Here is a 25,027-nt window from a genome sequence, read left to right on the forward strand (position 1 = left end):
CGGCAACCGCAGCATTTTCCCGCATGATGCGGGCACCGGGGGCGGAGAGGAAACCGCCTGCGGATCTGCCCGGAAGTTCTGTCAACGCACCATAAAGAAGGAACTGGGGAATGAACGATTACACCAAATATCTCGCAGGCCGTGTCACCGCGGGCGGGCTCAGCCGCCGTGAATTCATGGGACGCGCCATGGCGGCGGGCATCACACTTGCCGTCGCCGACAACCTGTTTACCGAAAGTGCCAAGGCCGCCGAACCCAAGCGCGGCGGCCACCTGAAGCTCGGCCTTGAAGGTGGCGCGGCCACCGATTCCAAGGATCCGGCGAAATTCCTGTCGCAGTTCATGTTTTGCGTCGGCCGCTGCTGGGGAGACATGCTCGTTGAATCCGATCCGCTGACGGGGGCTGCCGTGCCGGCGCTCGCCGAATCCTGGGAACCGTCGAAGGATGCAGTGACCTGGACCTTCAAGATCCGCAAGGGCGTCAAGTTCCACAATGGCAAGGAACTGACGATCGACGACGTCGTTGCGACGCTCAAGCGCCATACCGATGCGAAGTCGGAATCCGGCGCACTCGGTGTCCTCGGCTCGATCAAGGAGGTCAAGGCCGATGGCGGCAATCTCGTCCTGACACTCAGCGAAGGCAACGCCGACATGCCGCTGCTGTTGTCCGATTATCATCTGGTCATCCAGCCGAATGGCGGCGTCGACGATCCGCTGGCCTCGATCGGCACCGGTCCCTACAAGCTGACGAGCTTCGAGCCCGGCGTGCGTGCCACCTTCGAGAAAAACAAGGACGACTGGCGCACCGACCGCGGCTATGTCGATTCGATCGAGATCATCGGCATGAACGACGCCACCGCCCGCATCGCGGCACTGTCGTCCGGCCAGGTGCACTATATCAACCGCGTCGACCCGAAGACCGTCAACCTGCTGAAACGCGCGCCCAACGTCGAGATACTCTCGACCGCTGGCCGCGGCCATTATGTCTTCATCATGCACTGCGACAAGGCGCCTTTCGACAATAACGACCTGCGCCTGGCACTCAAATACGCCATGGACCGCGAGACCATGGTGCAGAAGATCCTCGGCGGCTACGGAAAGGTCGGCAATGATTTCCCGATCAACACCACCTATGCGCTGTTCCCCGAGGGCATCGAGCAACGCGCCTACGACCCCGACAAGGCCGCCTTCCACTACAAGAAATCAGGCCATAGCGGCTCGGTCCTTCTACGCACTTCCGAAGTCGCCTTCCCCGGCGCTGTCGATGCGGCCGTCCTCTATCAGGAAAGCTGCAAGAAGGCCGGGATCGAGATCGAGGTCAAGCGCGAGCCGGGTGACGGCTACTGGACCAACGTGTGGAACGTCCAGCCCTTCTCGACCTCCTACTGGGGCGGCCGGCCGACGCAGGACCAGATGTATTCCACCGCCTATCTCTCGACGGCGGACTGGAACGACACCCGTTTCAAGCGTCCTGACTTCGACAAGCTCTTGCTGCAGGCTCGCTCCGAACTTGATGAAGCCAAGCGCAAGGACATGTACCGCACCATGGCAATGATGGTGCGCGACGAAGGCGGGCTGATCCTGCCGATGTTCAACGACTTCGTGAACGCCTCCACCAAGCAGGTGAAGGGGTATGTCCACGATATCGGCAACGACATGTCGAACGGCTACGTCGCGACCCGCGTTTGGCTGGACGCCTGATGGCAAGGGGCGCACGCCCCTCCGATCTCCAACGAAGCCGGGACCGTGGGATGAAACCCGCGGTCCTCCCGACGTTTTAGCGCGAGGTCCTCGCCATGACCAATCCGGCCCCAAGCAATATCCTGCCCGGCCTCAGGTTCCGGCAGCGTTTTCCGCTGCTTGCCCTCATCCTCGAGCGCTTCGTGCTCAGCATCGTCCTGCTTTTTGCCGTTTCCATCCTGATCTTCGGGGGGCTGGAAGCCCTGCCCGGCGATTTTGCAACCACCTATCTCGGCCAGTCGGCGACGCCGCAGGCCGTTGCCAATATTCGCCAGGACCTAGGGTTGAACCGTCCGGTAACGACGCGCTACGTCGAGTGGCTCGGCAACGCCGTCCAAGGTGACTTCGGCACGTCCTGGGCCAGCAAGAATTCGGTGAGCGAGCAGATCGGCAAGCGCCTCGGCAATTCGCTCTTCCTGGCGGGGTTCGCAGCGGTCATCTCCGTGCCGCTCGCCGTCGGCCTCGGCATGCTGTCGGTACACTTCCGCAACCGCCTGCCGGATAAGATCATCAACGTGATCTCGCTTGCGGCGATCTCCCTGCCGGAATTCTTCATCGGCTACCTGCTGATCCTCTTCTTCGCCGTGAAGTTCGGCATCGCCACCTTTCCGGCGACCGTTTACGACAGCATGGGTTTCGTCGAGCGGCTGAAGGCGATCGCGCTGCCGACGGCGACCCTGGTGCTCGTCGTTCTCGCGCACATGATGCGCATGACGCGGGCGGCGATCCTCTCCGTCATGTCGTCGGCCTATATGGAGACGGCGGAGCTGAAAGGCCTCGGTGCCTTCCGCTCGATCGTCAAGCACGCTGCTCCCAATGCGCTCGCGCCGATCATCAACGTCGTCGCATTGAACCTTGCCTATCTCGTGGTCGGCGTCGTCGTTGTCGAAGTCGTCTTCGTCTATCCCGGCATGGGGCAATATATGGTCGATGCGGTCACCGTGCGCGACATGCCCGTCGTGCAGGCCTGCGGCCTGATCTTTGCGGCCGTCTACATCTTCCTCAACATGACGGCCGATATCCTCGCGATCATCGCCAACCCCCGGCTGAGGCATCCGCGATGAGATTGAGAGACATCCCCATCACCGCCTGGATCGGCATCAGCGGTATCGCAATCGCCTTCATCTTTGCGGCCTTCGCGCCCTGGATCGCTCCCTATGGCGAGACCCAGGTCGTCGGTGACGTCTGGCAGCTGCCCGATGATCAATATGTCTTCGGCCTCGACAATCTCGGCCGCGACATCCTTTCGCGTCTCATTTACGGCGCGCGCACGACGCTGCTCGTCTCGTCCGCCGCCACCCTCATCTCCTTTTCGCTCGGCGTCATCTTGAGCTTCACCGCCGCCGTTTCACGCGGCCTAATCGACACGATCTTTTCGCGCTTCAACGATCTGATGATGTCGATCCCGACGCTGATCTTCGCGCTCGTGGTTCTGGCCGTCCTGCCGCAAAACATCATCGTCCTGATCCTCGTCATGGCGATCCTCGATTCCACCCGCGTCTACCGTCTCGGCCGTGCCGTGGCGCTCGACGTCGCGGTGATGGAATTCGTCGAGGCGGCCAAACTGCGCGGTGAAGGCAAGCTCTGGATCATCTTCCGCGAAATCCTGCCGAACACCCTGTCGCCGCTGCTTGCCGAGTTCGGGCTGCGCTTTGCCTTCTCGATCCTGTTCCTGTCAACGCTTTCCTTCCTCGGCCTCGGCATTCAGCCGCCTGCGGCCGATTGGGGCGGCATGGTCAAGGACAACAAGGACGGCATTATCTTCGGCATTTCCGCCGCACTGGTACCGGGCACGGCGATCGCCGTGCTGGCTGTCTGCGTCAACCTCGTCGTCGACTGGCTCCTGAAACGCACATCCAGCCTCAAGGGAGGGCGCGGCGATGCCTGAGCTTCTTTCCGTCCGCAATCTGAAGATCGAAGCGACCAGCTACCCGCCGGGCGAACCGCCAAGGCGGGTGACGATCGTCGACGGAGTTTCCTTCGATCTCCTAAAGGGCAAGGTCCTCGGCCTGATCGGGGAATCGGGCGCCGGCAAGTCGACGATCGGTCTCTCCGCGCTCGCCTATGGCCGGGGCGGCGCAGAAATCACCGGCGGCGAGGTGCGGCTCGACGGCACCGATATCCTGGCGCTCGGCAAGAACGGCATCCGAAAAATTCGCGGCGCGCGGGTCTGCTACGTCGCGCAATCAGCGGCTGCCGCCTTCAATCCGGCGCACAGGCTCGGCGATCAGGTGATCGAAGCTTCGATCAAGCATGGTCTGATGACCAGGGAGGAGGCGCGCAAGCGTGCGCTTTATCTGTTCCGCGTCTTGGGTCTGCCCAATCCGGAGACCTTCGGCGAGCGCTTTGCCCACCAAGTCTCCGGTGGCCAGTTGCAGCGCGCGATGACGGCGATGGCGCTCTGCTCCAACCCCGAACTCATTGTCTTCGACGAGCCGACCACGGCTCTTGACGTCACCACGCAGATCGACGTTTTGGCGGCGATCAAGCACGCCATCGAGGAAACGCACACGGCCGCTCTCTATATCACCCACGATCTTGCAGTCGTCGCCCAGATCTCGGACGACATCATGGTCCTGCGCCATGGCAAGCAGGTGGAATATGGCAGCGTCCAGCAGATCATCAAGACGCCGCAGCAAGACTATACCCGTGCCCTCGTCAATGTCAGGCAAGCCTACCGTGAGGAAGCCGCCGATCAGTCCGTCGGGCTTCTCAAGGTGGAGAATGTGAGCGCCGAATATTCCAACGGCTTCAAGGTGCTCCACGATGTCTCGCTGCATGTGCCGAAAGGGCAGACGCTTGCCGTCGTGGGCGAATCCGGTTCGGGCAAGTCGACCCTGGCGCGCGTCATCACCGGCCTCCTGCCCCCGAGCAGCGGACGTATCGTCTTCGATGGAAAGCCGCTTGCGCTCCGCCTCAAGAGCCGGCCAAACGACGACCTGAGGCGCATACAGCTGATCTACCAGATGGCGGATACGGCGATGAACCCGCGCCAGACGGTCCGCGACATCATCGGCCGCCCGCTGACCTTCTACTATGGCCTGAGAGGGGGCGCAAAGACTGCCCGGGTGAAGGAACTGCTCGACCAGATCGAAATGGGCAAGGGTTTCATCGACCGTTACCCGGCCGAGCTGTCAGGCGGCCAGAAACAGCGCGTAGCGATCGCAAGAGCCCTTGCCGCCAGGCCCGAACTCATCCTTTGCGACGAGCCGACCTCGGCACTCGATCCTCTGGTGGCCGAGGGCATCCTCAAGCTGCTCTTGCGCCTGCAGGAGGAAGAGCAGCTCTCCTACGTCTTCATCACCCATGACATCGCGATCGTCCGGGCGATCGCCGACAGTGTGGCGGTGATGCATCGCGGCAAGCTGGTGCGGTTCGGCCCGAAATCGACGGCGCTGTCGCCGCCCTTTGACGACTACACGGATCTGCTCTTGAAATCCGTGCCGGAAATGGAGATCGGCTGGCTGGAACGTGTGCTTGCCACGCGACGCATGGAAAGCGCCGGCCACTGACTTGGCGAGGCGAAAGCCTCTCTCATGGAACATCAAGGGAATGATCATGACTTCGCGCGGCTTCACCACCATCGAGAATGAATGGATTGTCCTGAAGGATGGAACGCGGCTTGCCGCGCGTATCTGGATGCCAGACGGTGCAGAGGAAAATCCGGTTCCCACGGCCTTTGAATTCCTGCCCTATCGCAAGCGGGACGGGACCAGTCTCAGGGACGAGTCGACCTATCCGGTGTTTGCGGCGGCAGGCATTGCTGGCGTGCGCGTCGATATCCGCGGATCTGGAGAATCCGATGGCATCATCGATGGCGAATATACCACGATGGAGCTTGCCAATGCCTGTGAGCTGATCGCCTGGATCGCCCAGCAGCCATGGTCGAACGGCTCGGTCGGCATGATGGGCATCTCCTGGGGCGGCTTCAACAGCCTGCAGGTCGCAGCGTTGCGCCCGCCCGCGCTCAAGGCCGTCATATCGATCGCCTCGACCGTCGACCGCTATAACGACGACATCCACTACAAGAACGGCTGCCACCTCTCCGCACAGCTTTCATGGGCCGCGACCATGCTCGGCTATCAATCGCGCCCACCCGACCCCGCGCTTGTCGGCGAGCGCTGGAAGGAGATGTGGCTGGAACGCCTGGCGGGCGAACCCTTCCTGATGGAGGAGTGGCTGGCACACCAGCGGCGCGACGATTTCTGGCGTCACGGCTCGATTTGCGAGGATTTTTCGAGCGTGCAGATCCCCACACTCGTCATCGCCGGCTGGGCCGACGGCTACCGCAATACGCCTCTGATGGCGGTCGAGGGCCTGGGGAGCAAGGCGAAGGCGCTGATTGGCCCCTGGGTTCACAAATATCCGCACTTCGCCTGGCCGAAGCCCCGCGCGGATTTCCATGGCGAAGCGATCGCCTGGTGGAACAAATGGCTGCGCGGCGAGGACAATGGGATCGACGGATTACCGCAGACCCGCGCCTATATCCTCGATGCCGTGCGCCCTGCCGCGCGGCGCGACAGCGATCCAGGCTTCTGGATCGCCAAGGACGCCTGGTCGCCACCGCAGATGGAATGCTTCTATGTCGAGCAATTCGGCCGTTTGACGCAGGGCATGCCGATCCCGCACGCGCCTGATCATATGGTCTATCTGCGCTCTCCGCTCGACACCGGGACAGCATCCGGTGAATATTTCACGCTGAAGCCAGACGCCGAAATGGCAATCGACCAGCGTGCGGACGATGCCGGCTCTTTGGTCTTCGAGACAGTACCGCTTGCCGGGGATTGCGATTATCTCGGCCGGCCCGTGCTTACGCTTGCGCTGCGTTCCCACGCGACAGGTGGCAATCTCTGTGCCCGGCTCATCGACGTCCATCCGGATGGCACGGCAACGCGTGTCGCCTTTGGCGTCGTCAATCTCACCCACCGCGATGGCAATGCCGATCCCAAGCCGCTGGTTCCAGGCGAGAAGGTGTCGGTCCGGCTCGTGCTTGATGCCTGCGGTTATCGCTTCCGCAAGGGCCATCGTATCCGTCTTTCGCTTTCCAGCGCATATTGGCCGATGATCCTGCCGCCGCCGGAAGACGAAGGGGTCGAGATCGATCTCGCATCGCTCGGCCTGGCACTACCATTGCTCGGTGAATTCAGGAGGATCGAGATCAAGGAACCGGCCAATCCCGATCCGCTGCCGAAATATATCGAGCATGCAGCCGCAGCAACAAAGCGGCAGGTCATCCGCAACCTTTCGGCTAACCGGACAGAGTATCACATCCATGAGGACACCGGACTTTACGAGCATCCGCAGACCGGCCTGTCGACGCGGCAATTGCGGGAAGAAGTCTGGTCAATTGCGCCGGATGATCCGCTGTCGATGACCGGCACGTCGACCTGGACCTGCGACATGTGCCGCCCCGGTTGGGTCGTGCGAACGGTCGCGACCGCTCGGATTGCATGCACCGGAACCGATTGGATCGTCAGCGCCATTGTCACCGCGTTTGAGGGCGACGTGCAGATATTCGAAATGATCTTTCCTGAAAAGCGGATCGCGCGCGACCTGATGTGATCGTCAGGCCGTCGCAAAATGCCTGATGGCGTCGCACACGGCATAGAAGCCGTCGCGCGCGCCATCGCTCATGTGGCGGGCACGCAGCCAGGCGTGCACCATCTGCGGCTCTTCTCGGAACCACACCTCGATGTCTTCGGCGGCGAGCCGGGCTGCATATTGCGCTCCGTCGTCTCGCAGCGGATCGAAATGCGCGACCGTGATGAAGGCTGGTGGCAGTCCGGCAAGCGAAGATGCCTGCAACGGCGCGGCGATCTCATTGCCCGCCGGCGCCTGCAGGATTTCGCGGTAGTAGGCGACATCCGCTGTCGTCAGGCCGGGCGCCGCGGCCATTTCGACATAGGAGCCCGCGGTAAGGTCTCCGCCGAGCGCCGGATAGATCAGGACCTGACCGACGACGCCAGGCAGGCCCTCATCGCGTGCACGCAATGCAAGGCCAGCCGCAAGATTGCCGCCGGCGCTATCGCCGATCAGCACGACCCTGTTGTTGGCGGAAAGCAGATGCTTCAGCACGGCAAAAGCGTCATCTGTCTGTGCCGGCCAGCGATATTCAGGGGCCAGCCGGTAATCGACGGAAACCAGTTCCGCACCGACAAAATCGGCGATCTCGGCGCAGATGGCATGGTGGCTCTCGAGTGAGCCGACAACGAAGCCACCGCCATGAAGATAGAGCAGAATGGTTCGCGTGGTGATTTCCCGCGGACGGTAGCGCCGGATCGGTATGCGCTGGAGCATGCCGTCCGAAAAGATCATCTCGGCGGGCAGTGGGCGGTCGAAGCGTGCGCAAAGGGCGTTGTACCAATGCCGCTGCTGTTCGATCGATGCTCCAACGGCGTCTGGCGGATAAAAGGCATCGCAAATCGCGAGAAACTGCAGCATGCCCTTTTCGGTGGGGCCAGGCGATTGAATGGACATAAAGGTCCTTTCGCGATTTGGGACACTGCAGGCCATGTCCCCGGTCGACTCGGCCCTGATCATGCACCCTTCTGACGGGAACGATCTGTCTGGTTGCGACCTATTGATGTCGCGGCACTTCATAATCTCGAACCTGCATTTCAGGGGCCAGATGCTCGGCGAAAGTGATAGAACCTAGCGCTTCAAGGTTTGCCATGGCAATTGACCGAAACGCTTCTTGTATTCGGCTGCAAACCGCCCGAAATGCGTAAATCCCCATTTCAGCGCGATGTCGGCGACGACCTGTTTCGTGCCGGCCCCGAGCAAATCGCGATGGGCGGCAATCAATCGAATTTCATGTAGGCATGACATCGGGCTCGTGTTTCTGAATTGCCTAAAACCCTGTTGCAAGGTCCGAACACTCACCTTGGCCGCAATCGCGATATCGATGAGCGAAATCGGCTGTGCCATATGCATAAAGTCGACCGCTCATTTTGCATGGCGTGGGGCCGGTGCCAGAGCCGCATGTGCGAGCTCATCTGAATAGCAATTGGAACAGTTCTCCAGAAGCAAATAGATTGCGGCGTCGCAGAGAGAGCTTCAGTTCTTCTGCCGACCGTAGAGCAATAGCATGCCTATGATGACTGCTCCGTAGATCAGTTGGCGGCCAGCCTCTTCAATCTGCATTACCGAGAGGATTGACTGTAACAGGGTGATAAGGATCACGCCCGCCACGGTACCAAGGTAGGTTCCTTTTCCACCGAGAACATGGGTACCGCCGAGGACCACGGCCGCGATTGACGGCAGGAGATAGGCATCGCCCATCGACTGCGAAGCCTTTGATGCATAACCGGCCAGCAACACACCACCAAGCGCGCTCAGCGACCCGGAGATCACAAAAGCGAGTAAAGTAATACGCCGTGTGTCGATGCCCGACATATAGGCCGCCCGCTCCCGGTTTCCGATTGCATAGAGCGAGCGACCGAAGGTGGTTCGAGTCAGCAGGAAGACGGCGAGGATACCGACAGCAAGCCACACCAGAACGCCGTTGGGGACGGAGGGAATGGTATAGCCGGTCGCAAGAAAGCGCATCGCCCGAGAGGCCGAATCCTGCGGTGAGAACCCGCCGGTATAGACGACCATCAATCCTTGCACGACCGCATTGGTCGCGAGCGTGATGATCATCGAGGGAATGCGCAGGTACGCGACGGTAAGCCCATTGACCAAACCAATCGCTGCGCCGCAGGCAACTCCGAAGGGAATGGCTAGAAAGGAGGCGCTTGTTCCATAGGCCGTCGCAGCGCATGCCATCATCGCGCCAGCGGTAACTGTCCACGGAACGGATAGATCGATCTGCCCAAGCAGGATAACCATCATCATCCCCGTCGCGATCACGCCAAGGAACGAGGCGACCTTCAACTGTTGCAAGAGGTAATCGGGCGAAAGAAAGTTCGAAGAATAGAGTGATCCGCCGAGCAGCAGCAGTATGATACAGCCGAAGGCGATCGCCACGGCGGGATCTCTTCCCCGCAGCCGAAGGGGAACGATTGAGTGCCGCATGCTGAATGCATCCTCGCTCATTGGAACCATTCCAGTCGATTGCGTACCCGCGCCAGCCCGATCGAGCCAACACCGATCGCAAGCATCAGCACGATTCCCTGGAACAGCGGCTGCCAGAGTGGGTCGAGATCAAAGACGAAAAGGAGGTCGCCGATGGTGCGAAACGCAAGCGCCCCGAATGCCGCGCCGACAGCGCTGCCTTTGCCACCCGCCAGAGACACGCCCCCGAGGACGACAGCAGCAATCGAATAAAGTGTATAGGCGTTGCCGCTCGCGAAGGCGGCTTCGCCAGTATAAGAAAAGAAGGTGAGGTAAAGCCCGCCCATGGCTGATAAAAGCCCGGCAAGTGTGTATGCGGCAAGCTTCGCCCGCTTAAGCGGCATACCCGACATGTAAGCCGCATTTTCCGCAGAGCCCGCCGCATAGGCGGCGCGGCCGTAGACCGATCTGCTGAAAGGAATCCAGACCAGCAGTATCGTGGCGGCGAGCACGACTAGACTGGTAGGAAACATCCCGAAGAGCTTTGAGGTAAACACGTCCGCAAGGGTCTCGTTGACGGAACCACCCGGCGTTGGCCGCAACAGTAGCGCAAGACCGAAGAAGATTGCGCTTGTGGCGATGGTCGTCACAATCGGTTGCAGTCTGCCAAAGATGATGATCAGCCCGTTTAAGGCGCCGCAGGCGAGCCCTGCCGCCAGTACGACCACGATGCCGAAACCGGTCTGCAGCGGCGTACCGACCACCAGCCAGGATGCGAGGCAATTGCACAGCACCAGGATCATCCCGGCCGAAAGGTCGATGCCTGCAGTGATAACCACGAGGCATTGCGCCATCGCGACGAAGGCGAGCAGGGTTGCCTTGTTAGACGCTGTCTGCACGACATTCGGTGTGAAGCCTGCCGGATGGTTGGAGACATAGATTACGAACATCACGACAAAAAGAGCCGCGGCAAGTAGCGTCCCCCTGTGGAGTTCGTACCAGAATCGCCATTCACCGGCCGTGCCTGTTGTCACTGAGTTGCCCTCCGCTCCACCGGCTCAGCGGCGATGTTCAACGCACTGCCAATCAACTCGCGTTCGTTGAGCTTATCGCCGTCAAGCGTGCGCACAATCGTACCGTCATACATGACAAGCACTCGATCGCAGCAGCCAATCAGCTCGTCGTAGTCCGTGGAATAAAAGATGATTGCTGCGCCGCTGTCGGCAAGCTTTCGCAGCAGCTGGTAGATTTCCTGCTTGGTCCCGACGTCGATGCCGCGTGTCGGGTCGTTCAGCAGGATGATCCGCGGTCGGTTCATAAGCCATTTGGCAATCACGACCTTCTGCTGGTTGCCGCCGGACAGATTGCTCACCGGCATGTCGATATTCGCCGCCTTGATGGCCAGGAGCTCCAGGAGTTCGTTGACACGGGTCGCCTCCACACCGCGATCAATGATGCCTTTGCGCGAGACGCTGCCAAGCGCAGCTATCGAAAGGTTCTCGCGCACCGTCATCGGCAGCATCAACCCTTCGGTCTTTCGATCTTCCGGGATGAGCGCAATGGAGGTTGCTCCAGATTTAGCCTCCTTGGGACTGCTCAAACGCACGCTGCGGCCGTCGATCCGCACGTCGCCCCGGACGTCGCGAAGCACGCCGAAGAGCGCTAGCAAGAGTTCGCGCTGACCCTGCCCATCCAAGCCTCCGAGGCCGACAATCTCCCCTGGACGGGCATCGAATTCGATGTCGGCCAAACGATCCCCCCAGCAAAGGCCAGAGCAAGAAAGGACGGGGGGTCTTGAAATCTCAAGACCCGGTTTGGCCGGAAACACGCTTTTGTATTCCCGACCGATCATCAGCTCTACAACCTGCTGATCGGTCTTTGTACCCGCTGGATAGGATTCTATGCTGCGCCCGTTGCGGAGCACCGTGCAATCGTCGGCAAGTTCTGCAATCTCATGCATGCGATGCGAGATGTAGACCAGCGCCAATCCCTCTGCGCGCAGTCGCTTCAGGACGCTGAAGACCTTCTCGACGTCAGACTTGCTCAAGGCGGATGTCGCCTCGTCCAGGATCATCAGCCGAGGGCTGCGGGCGAGAGCCTTTGCAATCTCGACCATTTGCCGACGGGAAAGCGGAAGGTCTTTGACCAGCGATGATGGATGAATGTCGAAGGCGCCGGCGCGCGCCAGGGCTTCCACGGCGATCAGCCGCTGGGCGCGTCTGTCGATCATGCCAAAACGTTGGGGTGGATTGCTAATGACGATGTTGTCGGCAACGGAGAGGTCGGGAATAAGCGACAGCTCCTGAAAGACTGATACGACCCCGGCCGCATTTGCCGCTGCAGGTGATGAGAAGGATACCGCCTTGCCGTCCAGAAGCATTCGGCCTTCATCGGGTGCGGTCACCCCGGCCATGATTTTGATCAGTGTTGATTTTCCCGCGCCGTTCTCGCCCAGCACGGCATGAATCGCGCCGGGTCGGATTGCAATATCGGCTTCGTTGAGTGCTATGACACCGCCGTAGCGCTTCGATATGCCTTCCATGCGCAACAGCGGTTCTGACAAGATCACGCGCCCCTCCCATCGGGTGCACTTCGCCTCTGACCGCGGGCACGCATGCCCGCAGTCGATCCTATGAGCACGCTGCTATTGGTTTTCCTTGGTCTGCCCCATAATTTCCTGAGCCGTGAAATTGATGCCACAGGTGGGGAAGGCGTTGCCGACAAAGAAGTTGTCGGACTGATTAGGGTAGTAATCTTGATCCTTCTTGAAGTCCGGGTGTGACACCAGTGCCGTCGGCAGTTTGACGGCCTGCGGAACGACCTGGCCTTCAAGCGCGGCGATCGCCGTCTTTATGGCGACTGCCACCTGGGCTGGTCCTGTTCCTGCCGACGAGCAAACCAGCCCCTCGCCTGCATGGGCGGCGCAAAGCTTGCGGAAGCCGTTTTCGGTCTCGCCGCCGAAAGGTACGAACGGATGCTTCGCGTCGATCATCGCCTGAACAACGCCGGTGTCGCCACCTTGTGCGGTGATGCCGTCAAACGGACCGTTTGTGGCGATGGCATCCGCTGTCGCCTTCTGGGCAACGCCATCATCCCACTTGCCGACGACTTCCGTCACGTCGAACTTTTTGCCTGAGGCTGCGAGCGTTTCCTTGATGCCGTTGTGACGGTCGGTGTCGACGGATGTGCCGGCGACCCCCCTTACTTCCAGAACCTTGCCGCCGTTCGGCAGATGCTTGATGAGCCACTCGGCCCAAGTAACCCCCAGGCCCTTCTGGTCGACGTTGACGTTAATTGCATCCTTTGTATCCAGCGTGTTGTCGAATGCGACGAGGACGACGCCGGCTTCCTTGGCACGCTTGATCACGGGACCAAAAGCGGTCGGATTTTGAGCATTGACGACGATCGCGTCATAGCCGGCGTCGATGAAGTTGTTGATCGCCGAAATCTGCGCCGGCACGTCCTCGCCCGTGGAGACGACTTTGAACTCTTTCAGCTTTGCCTTAACCTCCGGCTGTGCTGCATAGGCCTTCGCGGTCTGGACCATCTGGATGCGCCAAGTATTGGCAATATAGCCATTGGCCAACGCGATGCGGTACGGGCCTTCCTTTTTCGGATACTGCAAAAACTGCGTATCAGACGCCCACGGCGTCATGCAGCCCGGATCCGCTGCTGGCCCTTTCACGACTTTTGGTTCGGCGTAGGCGGCGCTGCACAACAGCGCAACTATCGGTGCGGAAACTGCCGCAACGCGCGCAGATTTCGCTTTCACGTTTCCAAGCATGGATGTTCTCCTCCGCAGGCGGACCAAGCCGCCCTCCAATATTCTGATTGGCATGATTGGTCCGAAAGGGCTCCGTCCCATCCCTTGCGGAACAAACAAAAAGTTAACACAGATGACAGCGCTGTCAAATTCTCTTTGATAGCGCTGTCAATTGTAGAGTATCACTCGGTTCTGCTTGATCATCCGTTCCGTTGAGCTCTTTGTATTGGATAATGCTTCAATGCGCCGAATAACTCTCGACGATGTTGCGAGCCTGGCGGGTGTCAGCCCGATCACAGTTTCGCGCGTGCTCCGAAAACCGGCTACCGTCTCGGAAACCTTGCGCCTGCGCGTTAACAACGCGGTTGAAAAATTGGGCTACGTGCCGAATGTTGCGGCAAGCAGACTGGCCTCCTCCCGCACCCACACGATCGGCGTGATCGTGCCGACGCTTTATAACGTCATCTTTGCCGAATACTTGTTTGCCCTGCATGAGGTTCTGATCGCGGCAGGTTTCCAAGTTATCGTTGTGAACAGCCGTTATTCGGAGGTAGAGGAGGAGAATGCGATCAAGGCACTCCTCGGCCAGCGGGTGGAAGCGATCATCATTGCGGGCATCCACCACACCTCGCTGTCGCGTCAGCTTTTGGTGCAGGCGCGCCTACCGGTTGTCCAGACCTTCGAGTTGTCCGACGATCCGATCGACCTCAACATCGGCATGTCGCAGGAGCATGCCGGCCATACTGCTACCCGCCATCTCATTGACTGCGGGTTCCGACGGATTGCGTTCCTGACCGGCAATCTCGACCATCGCGCCCAGTCACGGTTTGACGGATATCATGCTGCGATGCAGGAGGTTGGTTTGAAAAGTCTGGAAATGATTGCCGATAGGCCGCGCCACAGTTCGGTGGCGCTTGGATCTGAACTCTTTGGCGAAATGCATGACCGCGGCGATCTGCCGGAGGCGATCTTTTGCACGGACGATAACTTGGCGCTTGGCGCCATGCAGGAGTGCAGGAAGCGTCGCATTCGCGTGCCGGACGACATTTCGATTATCGGTTTCCACGACCTCGAATTCGCGGCCTGTGCTGCCCCTTCCCTTTCCTCGATCGCCACCCGCCGCTACGAAACCGGCAGGCTTGCCGCCGAGAAGGTTCTCTTGGCGCTCGATGCTTCCACAAGGTCCAGCGCCGAGCAAATCGATATGGGATTTGCCCTTATCGCGCGCGAAAGCACTTCTGGCAACACGGCTCCTTAACTGACGATGCAGCTTTGGCTGCACAAGCCACATCTGACGACCCGTTGCGATCAAACACTCAGAAACCGCGGCAGCTTCACCAGGTCTGCTTTTGGCAGGGCTTGCTGTGCAGGAATCCCTGTGCCGCATCACAGCCATTGGCCATTAAAAAATCCGCCTGCTCGACCGTCTCAACGCCTTCTGCGATCCATTGTCCGAAGGACACAAAGAACCGCCAGTGTTTCGTATTTCTGATCAAGCAGAAGGCTTTCCGTGATTTCAATCTCGATCCGGTCCTGCGCGAGCCTTGTTTTGAGTGCACGCCACTCGCCGTTTTTCAGTTGGATTTCTTCGTCCTTGTTGTTGGGCAAAGTCGCGGCGGCGTCTCCGACGGCGCGGCAGTCGAAAAATGTGCCAGTGTGATGGAATCGAAGCCAACCAGACAAGGAATTGGTGTCAGGGCTGCTCGTTGATCGGAAGCGGCCCTCGATGCATCGAACGATGCCCGCCCGCTTGAACTGGCCGTGAGGCACTTGGCCTTGCTGGGGAGGCTTTGATGCCTGCCATTTTGATCACGTTGGACCACCGCTGGCGGCCTCCGACGATCAATGCCGGTCTCGTGGGGCGAACCACGGATGTAGCGATCGCAGTTCCGCCAAAGATAACAGTTCTTCTCCTCATTCGGTCTTTTCCAATCTTGGCGGAAAATCCTGTATGGCCGGGTACGACAAATCCAGTTAAATCTTGTCCATGGTAACCTGAAGGACGGAAATGGCGCGCTGGAGCGCCGTCCCGTGCGGCGATTGCGAGAACGGGCATGGCCATGCGGTTAACCGCCTCCGAAGCAGGAGTTTCGTATGGTTTTCGCCGTTCGGCCAATATTCCTGCTTTTGCAACCCTATCATTGCCACATCTTCGTCGTCATACCGGAGTGATGTTCACGAACAGAGAAGACTGTCCTTTCGTGACATCGCCAACAAAATCGCATCGGAGCAGAACCTGACCCTCGGCATCGGCCAAGGCGATTGTCGAAAGCGTCCTCAGCCAGATGCCGCAAGGGGCGGGTTAGCGACAACAAGGCCGGTCGCGGCTGCAGTTCATCAAGCGCAAAAATGTGCCAATCAGCGCCCCCAAGCCAGTATCTCAACTGGATCGAGGAGATTCATCCGCTTGCTAGATCATCCTGAAAAATTTGAAGTTCATTGGCGATGTACTGCCACAGTGCTCCGATTGGCTGGGAAGACAGGTCCTTCCCTTCGACTATAAAGAGCCCGAACTCCACGAGCGGAGCAGGTGGCATTCCATCGGCAGGCCCCAGAACCGTCATTGTCGCCGGGCGGATGTTAACATCCAAGAGAACGGCAACCCCTAGGCCAGCTTCAATCGCCGACTGTATGGACGAAAGGTTGGTGCTGCTTAGGGCAGTGCGCCAGGATTTGGCGACGCTGTTCAGCGCTCCCGTCATCTTCTGGTTCCAACTGCAAGTGCCGTCGAATGTAATCAAGGGCAAAGGGGCGTGTTGCGGAGCGACAAACCCTCGCGCGACCACCCACCTCAAGGGCAGCCGCCAGGTCAATATCGGCTGAATGCGAATCCGTGCTGGGTCTCCAACGACAATGTCCAGCAAACCCAAGGACAGTTTTTCTGAAAGCACATCGCTATCTGCGACTATCAGATCCAAAGCGACACCAGGATAAGAGACGGCGAAACTCTGCAGTGCCTTGGGCAGCGAACCGACGGCAATGTCTTCGATCATTCCCAGCCGGATCCGGCCCTCCACGGTTTGACCGGAAAGCGCCCGCCGCGCGCTTGCTCCCAGTCCCAATATCTTGTGGGCGTATGGAAGGAGAATGTGCCCGGCTTCTGTCAGATCCATCCCTCTTGGACCTCGCTTCAGCAGTTGCACGCCAACATCGCCCTCCAGGCGGCGCAATTGCATGCTGACCGCAGCTTGGGTTTTTGCGAGACGGTGTGCCGCCTTGCTGACGCTTCCACATTCTGCGGTGACAACGAAGGCTCGTAAGAGGCTGGTTTCCAAATCGCGCATATAAGGTTCTCTAATATCACTATTAGAACTATCAGAGTTCCTTAATTCTATCGCCTTGCTATCTCTGCGCAAGAAGCGATGAGGAAGATCCAGAGATGGCGGAAACAGCGACGACAGTTGAGGGCAACAAGCGGCCTCAGGCGGCGAGAACGCAGAATTTTGGTGGGAAGACCTATCTCGCTGTCGTCTTTTGCGTTCTATCCATGTGCAGCGTGCAGTTTGGCGCAGCACTGTCCAAGCCGATTATGCAAATTATGGGGTCTTTCGGAACGACATGGCTCCGGCTCTCATGGGCTGCATTCGTGCTGTTTCTCTTCATCCGTCCGCCTTTTTTACGCTATTCACGGTCGCAATGGCTCGCCGCCGTGGCACTGGGCGCCGCCATGGCCATGATGACGCTCTGCTTTTTCGCTGCAATCGAGCGCATCCCGCTTGGGCTTGCCGTAGCGATTGATTTCTTAGGGCCGTTGACCGTAGCGACCCTATTTGGCGGCCGCGGGTGGCGGCTCGTCTGCCCCTTGATCGCCGCGGCAGGCGTCCTTTGCCTGTCGTGGGACGGCAGCGCCTTGGCCGGTGATTTGATCGGCGTGCTGTTCGCGTTCGGTGCAGCGGTCGGCTGGGGCAGCTACATTTTGCTCATGAAAAATGTGGGGCAGCAATTCAAGGGACTTGAGGGTTTGTCGGTGTCGCTCGTGTTTGCGGCGCTCGCCGCAACGCCTTTCGGAATTCATCAGTGGCGGTCGGGATTTTCTTATGAAACCATCCTTGCTACGGGGTGGCTTGCTGTACTCGTGCCACTACTTCCCTATGCGCTCGAATTCATCGCGCTTCGCTGGATGAAGGCATCGGCCTTCGGCATCCTGATGAGCTTGGAGCCGGCGATTGGCGCGGCTGCCGGCTTCGTCGTTCTTGGGCAAGCGTTAACCGGGATCCAAATGCTTGGCGTCGCGCTGGCCGTTGCCGCAAGCGCAAGCAGCACCGAGTCGAGCTAAGCCGAGAGTTCTTCGACACCGGCGTTCAAAACAGTGTCCCACCATCTCTATGCCCTGCCGGCTAACAGCAGTCTTATGTGACAACTCCTCTCGCCTTTGTCATCTCGTCGCGCTTCAGATCTCTAGCGCAGTTCTCCTGGCGGCTCGGCGAGAGTAGAAACCAAGGTGCACAACCCAGTTGAACCTCGAGCGTTGCGATTAATCACCGCGTTTCCAATATCCGCATCAATCGCCCGCGATAGCTATCCAGGATAACCGCCAACACGATAACGGCGCCGATGACGATCGGCTTGATGTTGTCGTCGGCGCCCAAAAGCTGCAATCCAGTCGATAGAACCTGAAGAATGCAGGCCCCCACCAGCGTACCTATGATCGAGCCCTTTCCGCCCGAGAGACTAGTCCCACCGATAATGACTGCGGCTATGGCATTCAGTTCATAGCCAATGCCCGCAACCGGACTGCCGACATTGAGGCGGAGCAGGTAGACCATAGCCGCAATGCCCGCAGTCAATCCGGAAATCGTGAATACGGCGATCTTGTATCTTTTGGGCTCGTGGCCCGACAAGCGAACCGCCTCCTCATTGGTGCCGATCGCAAAGACGAAGCGCCCGAAAACGGTATAGCGCAGCACAAACCAGCCGATGAGGACGACGACGATCGCAATCAGAAAGATCGAGGGAAATATGCCCCAGAAGATCAGGTTCCCAAAATCAACGAAAGGCTGAGGCAAGCCGGTAATCGTGGAATTGTCACTGACCACGCGCGCCAGGCCGCTGGCGACGTTCAGCATGCCGAGGGTGACGATGAAGGAAGGAAGCTTCCACTTCTCGCAGATCCATCCGTTGACGGCGCCAAGGACCGCGCCCGTGCCCATCGACGCAAGAGATGCCAGAACAATCGCCTGCCATGGAGAAAACTGCGGATTGATCATGATCGTTGCGCCGATAACCGTGCAAAGGGCAAGCAGCGACCCGACCGAAAGATCAATGCCGCCGACGAGGATGACGAAGGTCATACCCGAAGCAAGTACAGTGTTGATGGCAATCTGCACGAAGATCTTCAGGAAGTTCTCTGGCGTTGCGAAGTACGGCGCCGTCGCCGAGAAAAACACCAGAATCAGAACGAGAGCAATTGCGACGCCCGCTTCCTTCATCGAGATCCGAATAAGCTTGTCCCAGAAGCTGGCCTCTTTCGCCTCGGTCTGTTTTTCAATGTTGGCGGACACGGCTGTACTCCTTGTAGGCGAGCGAAAGAATCCTGCTCTCGTCAAATTGCTCTCGAGGTATTTCGCCGGCTATCTTGCCATCGGAGAAAACGATGATGCGATGGCAAATACCGATGAGCTCCGGCAAATCCGAAGACACGACCAGAACACCTTTTCCTTCGGCCGCAAACTTCCACAAAAGCTCATAAATCTCGGCTTTAGCACCCACGTCGATTCCACGGGTCGGCTCATCGAAGATCAAGACTTTAGGACCGCGGAACAGCCATTTTGCAATAACGACCTTTTGCTGATTGCCGCCGGAAAACGTTCTGACGACCTGATGGATGGAGGGAGTCTTTATACGCAGCTCACGCACGAGGCGCTGCGATTGATCATCCTCCACCCTTCGGATGATCAAGCCGTTGCGGGAGACCTTGCCGAGATCCGTTATGGTGGCGTTTTCAGCGCAGCTCATGTCGAGCATCAAGCCCTGCATCTTGCGGTCTTCGGTTGCCAGACACAGCCCCGCAGCAACGGCATCCCTCGGCGAATTGATCTCGACCGGCTCGCCATTCAAGCGAATTTCGCCGGCAGCTTTTGCGTCGGCACCGAATATGGCGCGGACCGCCTCCGTCCGACCGCTGCCCACAAGGCCAGCAATGCCGACGATTTCTCCGTTTGCCACGGAAAATGACAGTTCCGGGCTATTTCGCGTCACCTTCAGGCCGGAAATACCGAGCGCCTCCCCTGACACTGCGCTGTCGCTGCGAAAGACGCCATGATCCGAAAGCTTGCGCCCGACCATGAGTTCGACGATATCAGGAATAGCCAGTCCCGACAGCGGGCGCGTGATCACATGCTGGCCGTCGCGCAGCACCGTCACATCGTCACCGACTTCGAATATCTCCTCCAGTCGGTGAGATATATAGAGCGTCGTAACGCCACGCCTCTTCAGTCGCTTCAAAATTTCGAAGAGGCGATCGACCTCCTTGGAGGTCAGGGTTGCCGTCGGTTCGTCAAGGACGAGAAGCTTGCTTTCATAGCAGAGCGCCTTGGCTATCTCGACTAACTGAAGCTGCGCGACGCTGAGGCGATTGGCCGGCGTCGTCGGCGACACGTCAAGGCCAACCTCTTCCAGGAGCTCGGCCGCTCTCTTATTCATCTGCTTATAGTTCACCAGCCCGTATCGGCGCGGCAGATGCTCAAAAAGCAGGTTTTCTGCGACCGTCAGGTTGGAAAGAGGGTGCAATTCCTGGTGAATGACACGGATGCCCGCCTTGAACGCCTCCAACGGCGAGGCCGGATCATAATGCTTGCCGTCAAACAGGATGCGACCGTCATCGGGCCTGAAGACGCCGCCCAGCAGATTGATCAGGGTCGACTTTCCGGCGCCGTTCTCACCAAGAAGAATGTGCCCCTTGCCGCGGCCGATCCGCATGGAAACATCTTTGAGCGCCACGACACCAGGGAAGCGCTTGCCGATCCCTTCCAGCTTCAGGATGTCGTCATCTGATGCGTCTGACACGTCCACCTCATGCGTGGTCAATTTCAATGGGAGATGGCCAGCCTCCACGCAGCACGTTACTCCCGAGGCCCGAAAGCGACCTCACCGGCGTGATCAACACGGAAAGCGGTTTGTAGCGGTGAGCGCCGGCCATGAGCCGGCGCCTCTCTTCAACTTCGCAGTCGGCAATTTCGACTATTTGAGATCCTTGGCGGTGACGAGCTTGACATCCGTCTTGACCCAGCCAGTGAATTTTTCACCGGCAAGTTCACGCAGACCATAGTCGATCCCCATGACCGCCATCTGCGCACCATATTGCTCGACCGTAGCAAGCATCTTGCCGTCCTTGATCAGCGGCTGAACCGGCGGGATGTTGTCGAAGCCGACAACCTTGATCTTGCCGCTCTGGCCGGTCGCATCGAGAGCCTTGACGACGCCGAGGGCCATGGAGTCATTGGCTGCCATGACACCCTGAATATCCTTATACTTCGTCAGGAAATTCGTCATGACGGTGTTGGCTTCTTCCGTTTCCCAATGAGCGGTCTTGCTGTCGAGAAGCTGCAGCTTGCCGCCATTGACGGAGTCCATGAAGCCTTCCTTGCGCTCCTTGGCGTTGTCAGCCTCGGGGTTACCCTCCAGGATGACAACCTTCGCGCCGGACCCCAAATCCTTGGCAAGCGCGTCGCCTGCAAGCTTTGCCCCTTCCCGATTGTCAGGACCGAAGAAAGCGAGATCGATACCGGCCGCCTTCTTCGCATCCGCATCCAGCGGCACGTCGATGTTGATGACCTTGACGCCGGCCTTCACAGCTTTCGCAAGGGGAGTGGCCATTGCCTTTGAATCGGCCGGCGCAACGACGATGATATCGTATTTCTGAGTGACGAAGTTTTCGACGGCATCGACCTGTGCAGCGAAATCACGCTCGTCCTTCATGCCGACAGCCTTGAAGTCAAACTTGTCCTTGTTTTCAGCCGCATACTTATCGGCGCCGGCCTTCATCTGCTTGAAGAACTCATTGGACAAGGATTTCATAATCAAGCCGACTTTAGGCTTGCTCGCCGCAAAGGCAGGCGACACGCCGCAAGACAGCGCGAGCATCAACGTACCGGCAATTCCAAGCTTCAACGCCGCGCGACGCGGCGCGCTGATCAAGACGGAATCACGCTTTATAGAATTGAACATTTCCTTCCTCCCGAACGGTCCTGGGCTCAGCTCCACCTGAGTTGTCAGCAACAATGAACCGTTTCCAACGCCTACTGAGTAACAACGCCACAGAAGATTGTCAAGTCGCCAAAACGAGCCAAAAAACCAGCGCAAACTGCCCAGACCATCACCTTGTGAAGCGCAGCAGATGAACCGTTTCCATTGAATATCTGCAGTGGCGATGCTATGGCAGATCAGCGGTCAGAATTAAGATGCAGTCCTTTGACTAAGGCGATAGACAGACCATTAGCTGAAAGCACGGATCAGCCGCCTTTGGATGTCCCCGAAGGCGAAGATGAAGGGACATATGTTGCTGCTATGCCAAAAGTTGGAATTCGAGACGTTGCCAGGCTCGCGGGCGTTTCCACCGGGACCGTCTCAAGGGTTTTGAATGATCATCCCTCTGTTACGGATGAATTGAGGACACGTGTCAGAGGCATTATCGAAGACCTGGGCTACCTGCCCGACCCGTCCGCCAGAAGCATGCGCAGCAAGGTCAGCCGCCTCATCGGCATTGTCATTCCTGACCTGACCAATCCCTTCTTCTCGGAGCTCGTCCAGTCCGCCGAACAAGCGGCGGCAAACCATGGCTATAACATCATCGTCATGACGTCCTTTGACGATGCGTCCAAGGAGGCTGATCGCATCGGACAGCTGACAAGTCGGAAGGTGGACGGCATCATTCTCGTTCCCAGCAACGATTTCCATACGATCAAGCTGCCGAAGGGATTGCCAATCATTGTTGTGGACCGTCTCATGCCAGGATATTTTGGCATCGCCGCCGACCATCGCAACGGCGTCCGCCTAGGTGTTGAACATCTTTTGAAGCTAGGCCATCGCCGCATCGGCTTCATTTCGGGCCCCAAAGATTCTGTCCCGGCCAATGACCGCCTCATGGGCTATCTAGGCGCAATGGAGCAAATACAGGACGACGGGCAAACGGCCAGTCCATCGCTAATAGCCGAGGCCGCATTTGACTATGAAAGCGGCCGCCTCGCAGGAAACTATCTTCTTGCACGCGCACGCAGTGAGCGCCCGACTGCGATCTTCGCAAGCTCGGACCAGCAGGCGATCGGCTGCATGCGCGCGGCACATGATCTTGGTATTCCGGTACCGGCAGCACTTTCGATCATGGGATTCGACGGCATTCCCCTCTCAAGTATGACGACGCCGCGCCTAACGACAGTGAAACAACCGATTGAAAGGATTGCAGCGGTAGCCGTGGCAATTCTACTAAACAAGCAACCGGTGCCTGATCTCGACAACCCAATCCTGCTTGCTTGCGAGATTTCGGACGGAGAAACGACCTCGGCGCCCCAACCCGACTGAACGCAACGGTGGCCGAGCCGCTATCTAACGCTTACGCTTGACCAGATCATTGCCCGAACCGGTGCCGGGGCGGTCATCCCCGGCAACCATTCGCGCAAGATCCCATCCTCCCGATGTGAGCATCTACGAGATGCGCAACTGCCGAAGATAAATCAAGTGACGGGAAGATATCGGTTCTGCCTGGCGCTTATGCTGGTAGTTGGAAAATCCAATTGGCGATCAACACAATGGCGAGGCCGCCGGCAAGCGTCAGATATGGCAGAATACCTGCCTTCTTCACACCTAGATCCAGTCCGACCAGGCCGAGATCCTCCATCGCCCCGGCTGGGAACTTGCCGCCGTCGCGCACATAGTGCCTGTAGGCGAAGACCGGTAGGATCAACGCGGCGAAAGCGAAGCCGATCCAGAGCGCGTTCGCGTAACCCCAGACCTTGGCGCCGGCGCCGAGGAAGAGCGCATTGACGAAAGCGAGAACGGTGTTGAGACCGATGAGCCAGGTCGGCGCCTTCCACGGACGCTCGATATGACCGGAGTCGATGCGGTGGATCCAGCCGGAATTGAGATTGAGGAAGTTGAAGATGATGTAACCGACATTGGAGACGGCTAGCACGAAGAAATAGCCGCTGGTGTCAGATGCAATGGCGAGAAGGGCGAGGTTAAAGGCGAAGTCCGTCCACATTGCCCTGGTCGGTGCGCCATTCTCGTTCACATGGTCGAGATATTTCGGCAACCAGCCGTCCTTCGAGCCCTGATAGAGCGTGCGTGAGGAACCGGCCATCGCGGTCATGATCGCGAGGAACAGCGCCAGGATCATCAGGATGACGAGCAGCTGCGTGACGATCCTGCCGGCGCCGATCAGGCCACCAAGCGCTTCGCCTACACCGGTGCCATCTACGATGCCCGGCGCCAACATGCCGGCATGGCCGAGCACGCCCTGGAAGGCGAAGGGCACAAGAAAGAAGAACAGGCAGCAGGCAAGACCGGAATAGAAAATCGCCTTGAACGTGTCGGTCTTCGGATTCTTGAGCTCGCGCGTATAGCACACGGCGGTCTCAAAGCCGTAGGTCGACCAGGCAGCAATATAGAGGCCGCCGAGGAAGAGCGTCCAGCCACCATTGCTCCAGGTACCGTCGGTGCCGGCATAGGCGGCTGTCGGCGGCATGAGGCCGGTGACGTTGGAGGCGATGATCTGGCCGCTGACGATCGGATAGACACCGATGATCAACAACGGCACAAGAACGATGATCGCGAGCCACTTCTGCACGCTTGCCGTCTCAGAAATGCCGCGATGCTGGATCGCGAAGATAATCAGCATCAGGATACCACCGATGAAGAAGGTGGCGTTGACGTTGGCGGTCGCGAGGAATGGAATGTTGAAGCTGACGAGAGACCAGTTGCGGATGGCTGGCGTCAGCGCGGCAACGGCATCGGCGCTGAGCAGCGCGCTTAGAGCATCCTGTGGCGACGTGCCGGCGTGAGCCGCAATATATTCAGCAATGCGCGGGCTATCGGCCGCTATGGACGTGGCATGCGCGCTGATCCAGGTGATGACGGCCTGCGAATCCGCCGCCGGGATCGGGAAAAAGGCATTGAGAATATAGCCGGCTGCGATGGCACAACCCAGCGACAGCACCGGCGACCAGGCAAACCAATTGCACCAAACCGAGAGTGGCGCGATGAACTTCGAATAGCGCAACCAGGCAGTCGCACCATAGACGGAGGCGCCGCCAGACTTGTTGGCGAACATGCCAGCGATTTCGGCGTAGGTGAAAGATTGCAAAAATCCCATGATCATCGAGATGATCCACACGGCGAAGGCGAGCTTACCGGTTGTGCCGGCGATGCCGCCGATGGAGAAAAGAACGAGCGGCGGCACGCCCGCAGCAACCCAGAATGCGCCCTTCCAGTCGAGCGCGCGTATAAGCTTACCTTCGGTGCCAGCGGAAACGCTGGCGTCCACAATATCAGTCATCGATGAAGTTCCCCGTTTTTGTTCCGAACGTAACTTTCGTAC

General features: G+C 58.9%; 19 protein-coding genes and 1 pseudogene. 8 read left to right on the forward strand and 12 right to left on the reverse strand.

What is annotated here, in order from left to right; genetic code table 11:
- Window positions 1-110: 110 nt before the first annotated feature.
- The 5 genes from K9B32_RS08035 to K9B32_RS08055 all read left to right on the forward strand — a co-directional run bounded on the left by K9B32_RS08035 (window position 111) and on the right by K9B32_RS08055 (window position 7,301).
- Entirely contained in the window at window positions 111-1,700 is a 1,590-nt protein-coding gene (locus K9B32_RS08035; protein WP_224561421.1) for an ABC transporter substrate-binding protein, read from the forward strand.
- Window positions 1,701-1,795: 95 nt separating this feature from the next.
- Window positions 1,796-2,803, forward strand: a complete 1,008-nt coding sequence (locus K9B32_RS08040; protein ID WP_224561422.1) for an ABC transporter permease — start codon at window positions 1,796-1,798, stop codon at window positions 2,801-2,803.
- On the forward strand, window positions 2,800-3,627 hold the full coding sequence (locus K9B32_RS08045; RefSeq protein WP_224561423.1) for an ABC transporter permease: 828 nt from the start codon (window positions 2,800-2,802) through the stop codon (window positions 3,625-3,627). Before K9B32_RS08040 ends, K9B32_RS08045 begins: the two co-directional genes overlap by 4 nt.
- Entirely contained in the window at window positions 3,620-5,251 is a 1,632-nt protein-coding gene (locus tag K9B32_RS08050) for an ABC transporter ATP-binding protein (protein WP_224561424.1), read from the forward strand. Before K9B32_RS08045 ends, K9B32_RS08050 begins: the two co-directional genes overlap by 8 nt.
- Before the next feature lie 46 nt (window positions 5,252-5,297).
- Window positions 5,298-7,301, forward strand: coding sequence for a CocE/NonD family hydrolase (locus tag K9B32_RS08055; RefSeq protein WP_224561425.1), 2,004 nt, complete (start codon window positions 5,298-5,300; stop codon window positions 7,299-7,301).
- A gap of 3 nt (window positions 7,302-7,304) precedes the next feature.
- Here the strand turns inward: K9B32_RS08055 and K9B32_RS08060 are convergent, their stop codons facing one another.
- From K9B32_RS08060 to K9B32_RS08085, 6 genes and pseudogenes are all read right to left on the reverse strand, one after another.
- Complete coding sequence (locus K9B32_RS08060; protein WP_224561426.1) at window positions 7,305-8,216, reverse strand: alpha/beta hydrolase; 912 nt, start codon at window positions 8,214-8,216, stop codon at window positions 7,305-7,307.
- 174 nt (window positions 8,217-8,390) lie between these two features.
- Window positions 8,391-8,792, reverse strand: a pseudogene (locus K9B32_RS08065) (helix-turn-helix domain-containing protein); the annotation flags it as partial.
- Between the two features lie 3 nt (window positions 8,793-8,795).
- Window positions 8,796-9,776, reverse strand: coding sequence for an ABC transporter permease (locus K9B32_RS08070; RefSeq protein WP_224561427.1), 981 nt, complete (start codon window positions 9,774-9,776; stop codon window positions 8,796-8,798).
- Window positions 9,773-10,768, reverse strand: coding sequence for an ABC transporter permease (locus K9B32_RS08075; protein ID WP_224561428.1), 996 nt, complete (start codon window positions 10,766-10,768; stop codon window positions 9,773-9,775). The genes K9B32_RS08070 and K9B32_RS08075 overlap by 4 nt, the downstream gene beginning before the upstream one ends.
- The gene (locus tag K9B32_RS08080) at window positions 10,765-12,303 is read right to left on the reverse strand and encodes a sugar ABC transporter ATP-binding protein (protein ID WP_224561429.1); all 1,539 of its coding nucleotides are present in this window, start codon (window positions 12,301-12,303) and stop codon (window positions 10,765-10,767) included. The genes K9B32_RS08075 and K9B32_RS08080 overlap by 4 nt, the downstream gene beginning before the upstream one ends.
- Before the next feature lie 75 nt (window positions 12,304-12,378).
- Entirely contained in the window at window positions 12,379-13,389 is a 1,011-nt protein-coding gene (locus tag K9B32_RS08085) for a sugar ABC transporter substrate-binding protein (RefSeq protein ID WP_411969692.1), read from the reverse strand.
- A 349-nt stretch (window positions 13,390-13,738) separates the two neighbouring features.
- On the opposite strand from K9B32_RS08085, the gene K9B32_RS08090 reads away from it, so the two are divergent.
- Window positions 13,739-14,755: a LacI family DNA-binding transcriptional regulator gene (locus K9B32_RS08090; RefSeq protein WP_224561431.1), complete on the forward strand. Its 1,017-nt coding sequence runs from the start codon at window positions 13,739-13,741 to the stop codon at window positions 14,753-14,755.
- Window positions 14,756-14,831: 76 nt separating this feature from the next.
- On the opposite strand, the gene K9B32_RS29085 is transcribed toward K9B32_RS08090, so the two are convergent.
- Together K9B32_RS29085 and K9B32_RS08100 are read right to left on the reverse strand one after the other, a co-directional pair.
- Window positions 14,832-15,056, reverse strand: a complete 225-nt coding sequence (locus tag K9B32_RS29085) for an EAL domain-containing protein (protein WP_411969686.1) — start codon at window positions 15,054-15,056, stop codon at window positions 14,832-14,834.
- An 840-nt stretch (window positions 15,057-15,896) separates the two neighbouring features.
- Complete coding sequence (locus K9B32_RS08100) at window positions 15,897-16,781, reverse strand: LysR family transcriptional regulator (protein WP_224561433.1); 885 nt, start codon at window positions 16,779-16,781, stop codon at window positions 15,897-15,899.
- 302 nt (window positions 16,782-17,083) lie between these two features.
- Here K9B32_RS08100 and K9B32_RS08105 point away from each other — a divergent pair, with 302 nt between their 5' ends.
- Window positions 17,084-17,773 carry an EamA family transporter gene (locus tag K9B32_RS08105; protein WP_224561434.1) on the forward strand — a complete coding sequence of 230 codons (690 nt, stop codon included), beginning with the start codon at window positions 17,084-17,086 and terminating at the stop codon, window positions 17,771-17,773.
- 202 nt (window positions 17,774-17,975) lie between these two features.
- Here the strand turns inward: K9B32_RS08105 and K9B32_RS08110 are convergent, their stop codons facing one another.
- The 3 genes from K9B32_RS08110 to K9B32_RS08120 all read right to left on the reverse strand — a co-directional run bounded on the left by K9B32_RS08110 (window position 17,976) and on the right by K9B32_RS08120 (window position 21,663).
- A complete protein-coding gene (locus tag K9B32_RS08110) occupies window positions 17,976-18,998 on the reverse strand; it encodes an ABC transporter permease (RefSeq protein WP_224561435.1) in 1,023 nt (340 codons plus the stop codon).
- Window positions 18,982-20,502: a sugar ABC transporter ATP-binding protein gene (locus K9B32_RS08115; RefSeq protein ID WP_224561436.1), complete on the reverse strand. Its 1,521-nt coding sequence runs from the start codon at window positions 20,500-20,502 to the stop codon at window positions 18,982-18,984. The genes K9B32_RS08110 and K9B32_RS08115 overlap by 17 nt, the downstream gene beginning before the upstream one ends.
- Window positions 20,503-20,676: 174 nt before the next feature.
- Window positions 20,677-21,663, reverse strand: coding sequence for a sugar ABC transporter substrate-binding protein (locus K9B32_RS08120; protein WP_224561437.1), 987 nt, complete (start codon window positions 21,661-21,663; stop codon window positions 20,677-20,679).
- 339 nt (window positions 21,664-22,002) lie between these two features.
- Here K9B32_RS08120 and K9B32_RS08125 point away from each other — a divergent pair, with 339 nt between their 5' ends.
- Entirely contained in the window at window positions 22,003-23,013 is a 1,011-nt protein-coding gene (locus K9B32_RS08125) for a LacI family DNA-binding transcriptional regulator (RefSeq protein WP_224561619.1), read from the forward strand.
- A gap of 187 nt (window positions 23,014-23,200) precedes the next feature.
- On the opposite strand, the gene K9B32_RS08130 is transcribed toward K9B32_RS08125, so the two are convergent.
- Window positions 23,201-24,985: an APC family permease gene (locus K9B32_RS08130; RefSeq protein ID WP_224561438.1), complete on the reverse strand. Its 1,785-nt coding sequence runs from the start codon at window positions 24,983-24,985 to the stop codon at window positions 23,201-23,203.
- Window positions 24,986-25,027 lie beyond the last annotated feature (42 nt).

Source organism: Rhizobium sp. 3T7, from assembly GCF_020166565.1.
Classification (GTDB): Bacteria; Pseudomonadota; Alphaproteobacteria; order Rhizobiales; family Rhizobiaceae; genus Rhizobium.

Excerpts from the sequence above, each read along its gene's own strand:
- K9B32_RS08070 (WP_224561427.1), bottom strand. The coding sequence starts at position 9,776 with ATGAGCGAGGATGCATTCAGCATGCGGCACTCAATCGTTCCCCTTCGG.
- K9B32_RS08085 (WP_411969692.1), bottom strand. The coding sequence starts at position 13,389 with ATGACGCCGTGGGCGTCTGATACGCAGTTTTTGCAGTATCCGAAAAAG.
- K9B32_RS08055 (WP_224561425.1), top strand. The coding sequence starts at position 5,298 with ATGACTTCGCGCGGCTTCACCACCATCGAGAATGAATGGATTGTCCTG.
- K9B32_RS08050 (WP_224561424.1), top strand. The coding sequence starts at position 3,620 with ATGCCTGAGCTTCTTTCCGTCCGCAATCTGAAGATCGAAGCGACCAGC.
- K9B32_RS08035 (WP_224561421.1), top strand. The coding sequence starts at position 111 with ATGAACGATTACACCAAATATCTCGCAGGCCGTGTCACCGCGGGCGGG.
- K9B32_RS08040 (WP_224561422.1), top strand. The coding sequence starts at position 1,796 with ATGACCAATCCGGCCCCAAGCAATATCCTGCCCGGCCTCAGGTTCCGG.
- K9B32_RS08090 (WP_224561431.1), top strand. The coding sequence starts at position 13,739 with ATGCGCCGAATAACTCTCGACGATGTTGCGAGCCTGGCGGGTGTCAGC.
- K9B32_RS08045 (WP_224561423.1), top strand. The coding sequence starts at position 2,800 with ATGAGATTGAGAGACATCCCCATCACCGCCTGGATCGGCATCAGCGGT.
- K9B32_RS08060 (WP_224561426.1), bottom strand. The coding sequence starts at position 8,216 with ATGTCCATTCAATCGCCTGGCCCCACCGAAAAGGGCATGCTGCAGTTT.
- K9B32_RS08130 (WP_224561438.1), bottom strand. The coding sequence starts at position 24,985 with ATGACTGATATTGTGGACGCCAGCGTTTCCGCTGGCACCGAAGGTAAG.
- K9B32_RS08100 (WP_224561433.1), bottom strand. The coding sequence starts at position 16,781 with ATGCGCGATTTGGAAACCAGCCTCTTACGAGCCTTCGTTGTCACCGCA.
- K9B32_RS08120 (WP_224561437.1), bottom strand. The coding sequence starts at position 21,663 with ATGTTCAATTCTATAAAGCGTGATTCCGTCTTGATCAGCGCGCCGCGT.
- K9B32_RS08125 (WP_224561619.1), top strand. The coding sequence starts at position 22,003 with ATGCCAAAAGTTGGAATTCGAGACGTTGCCAGGCTCGCGGGCGTTTCC.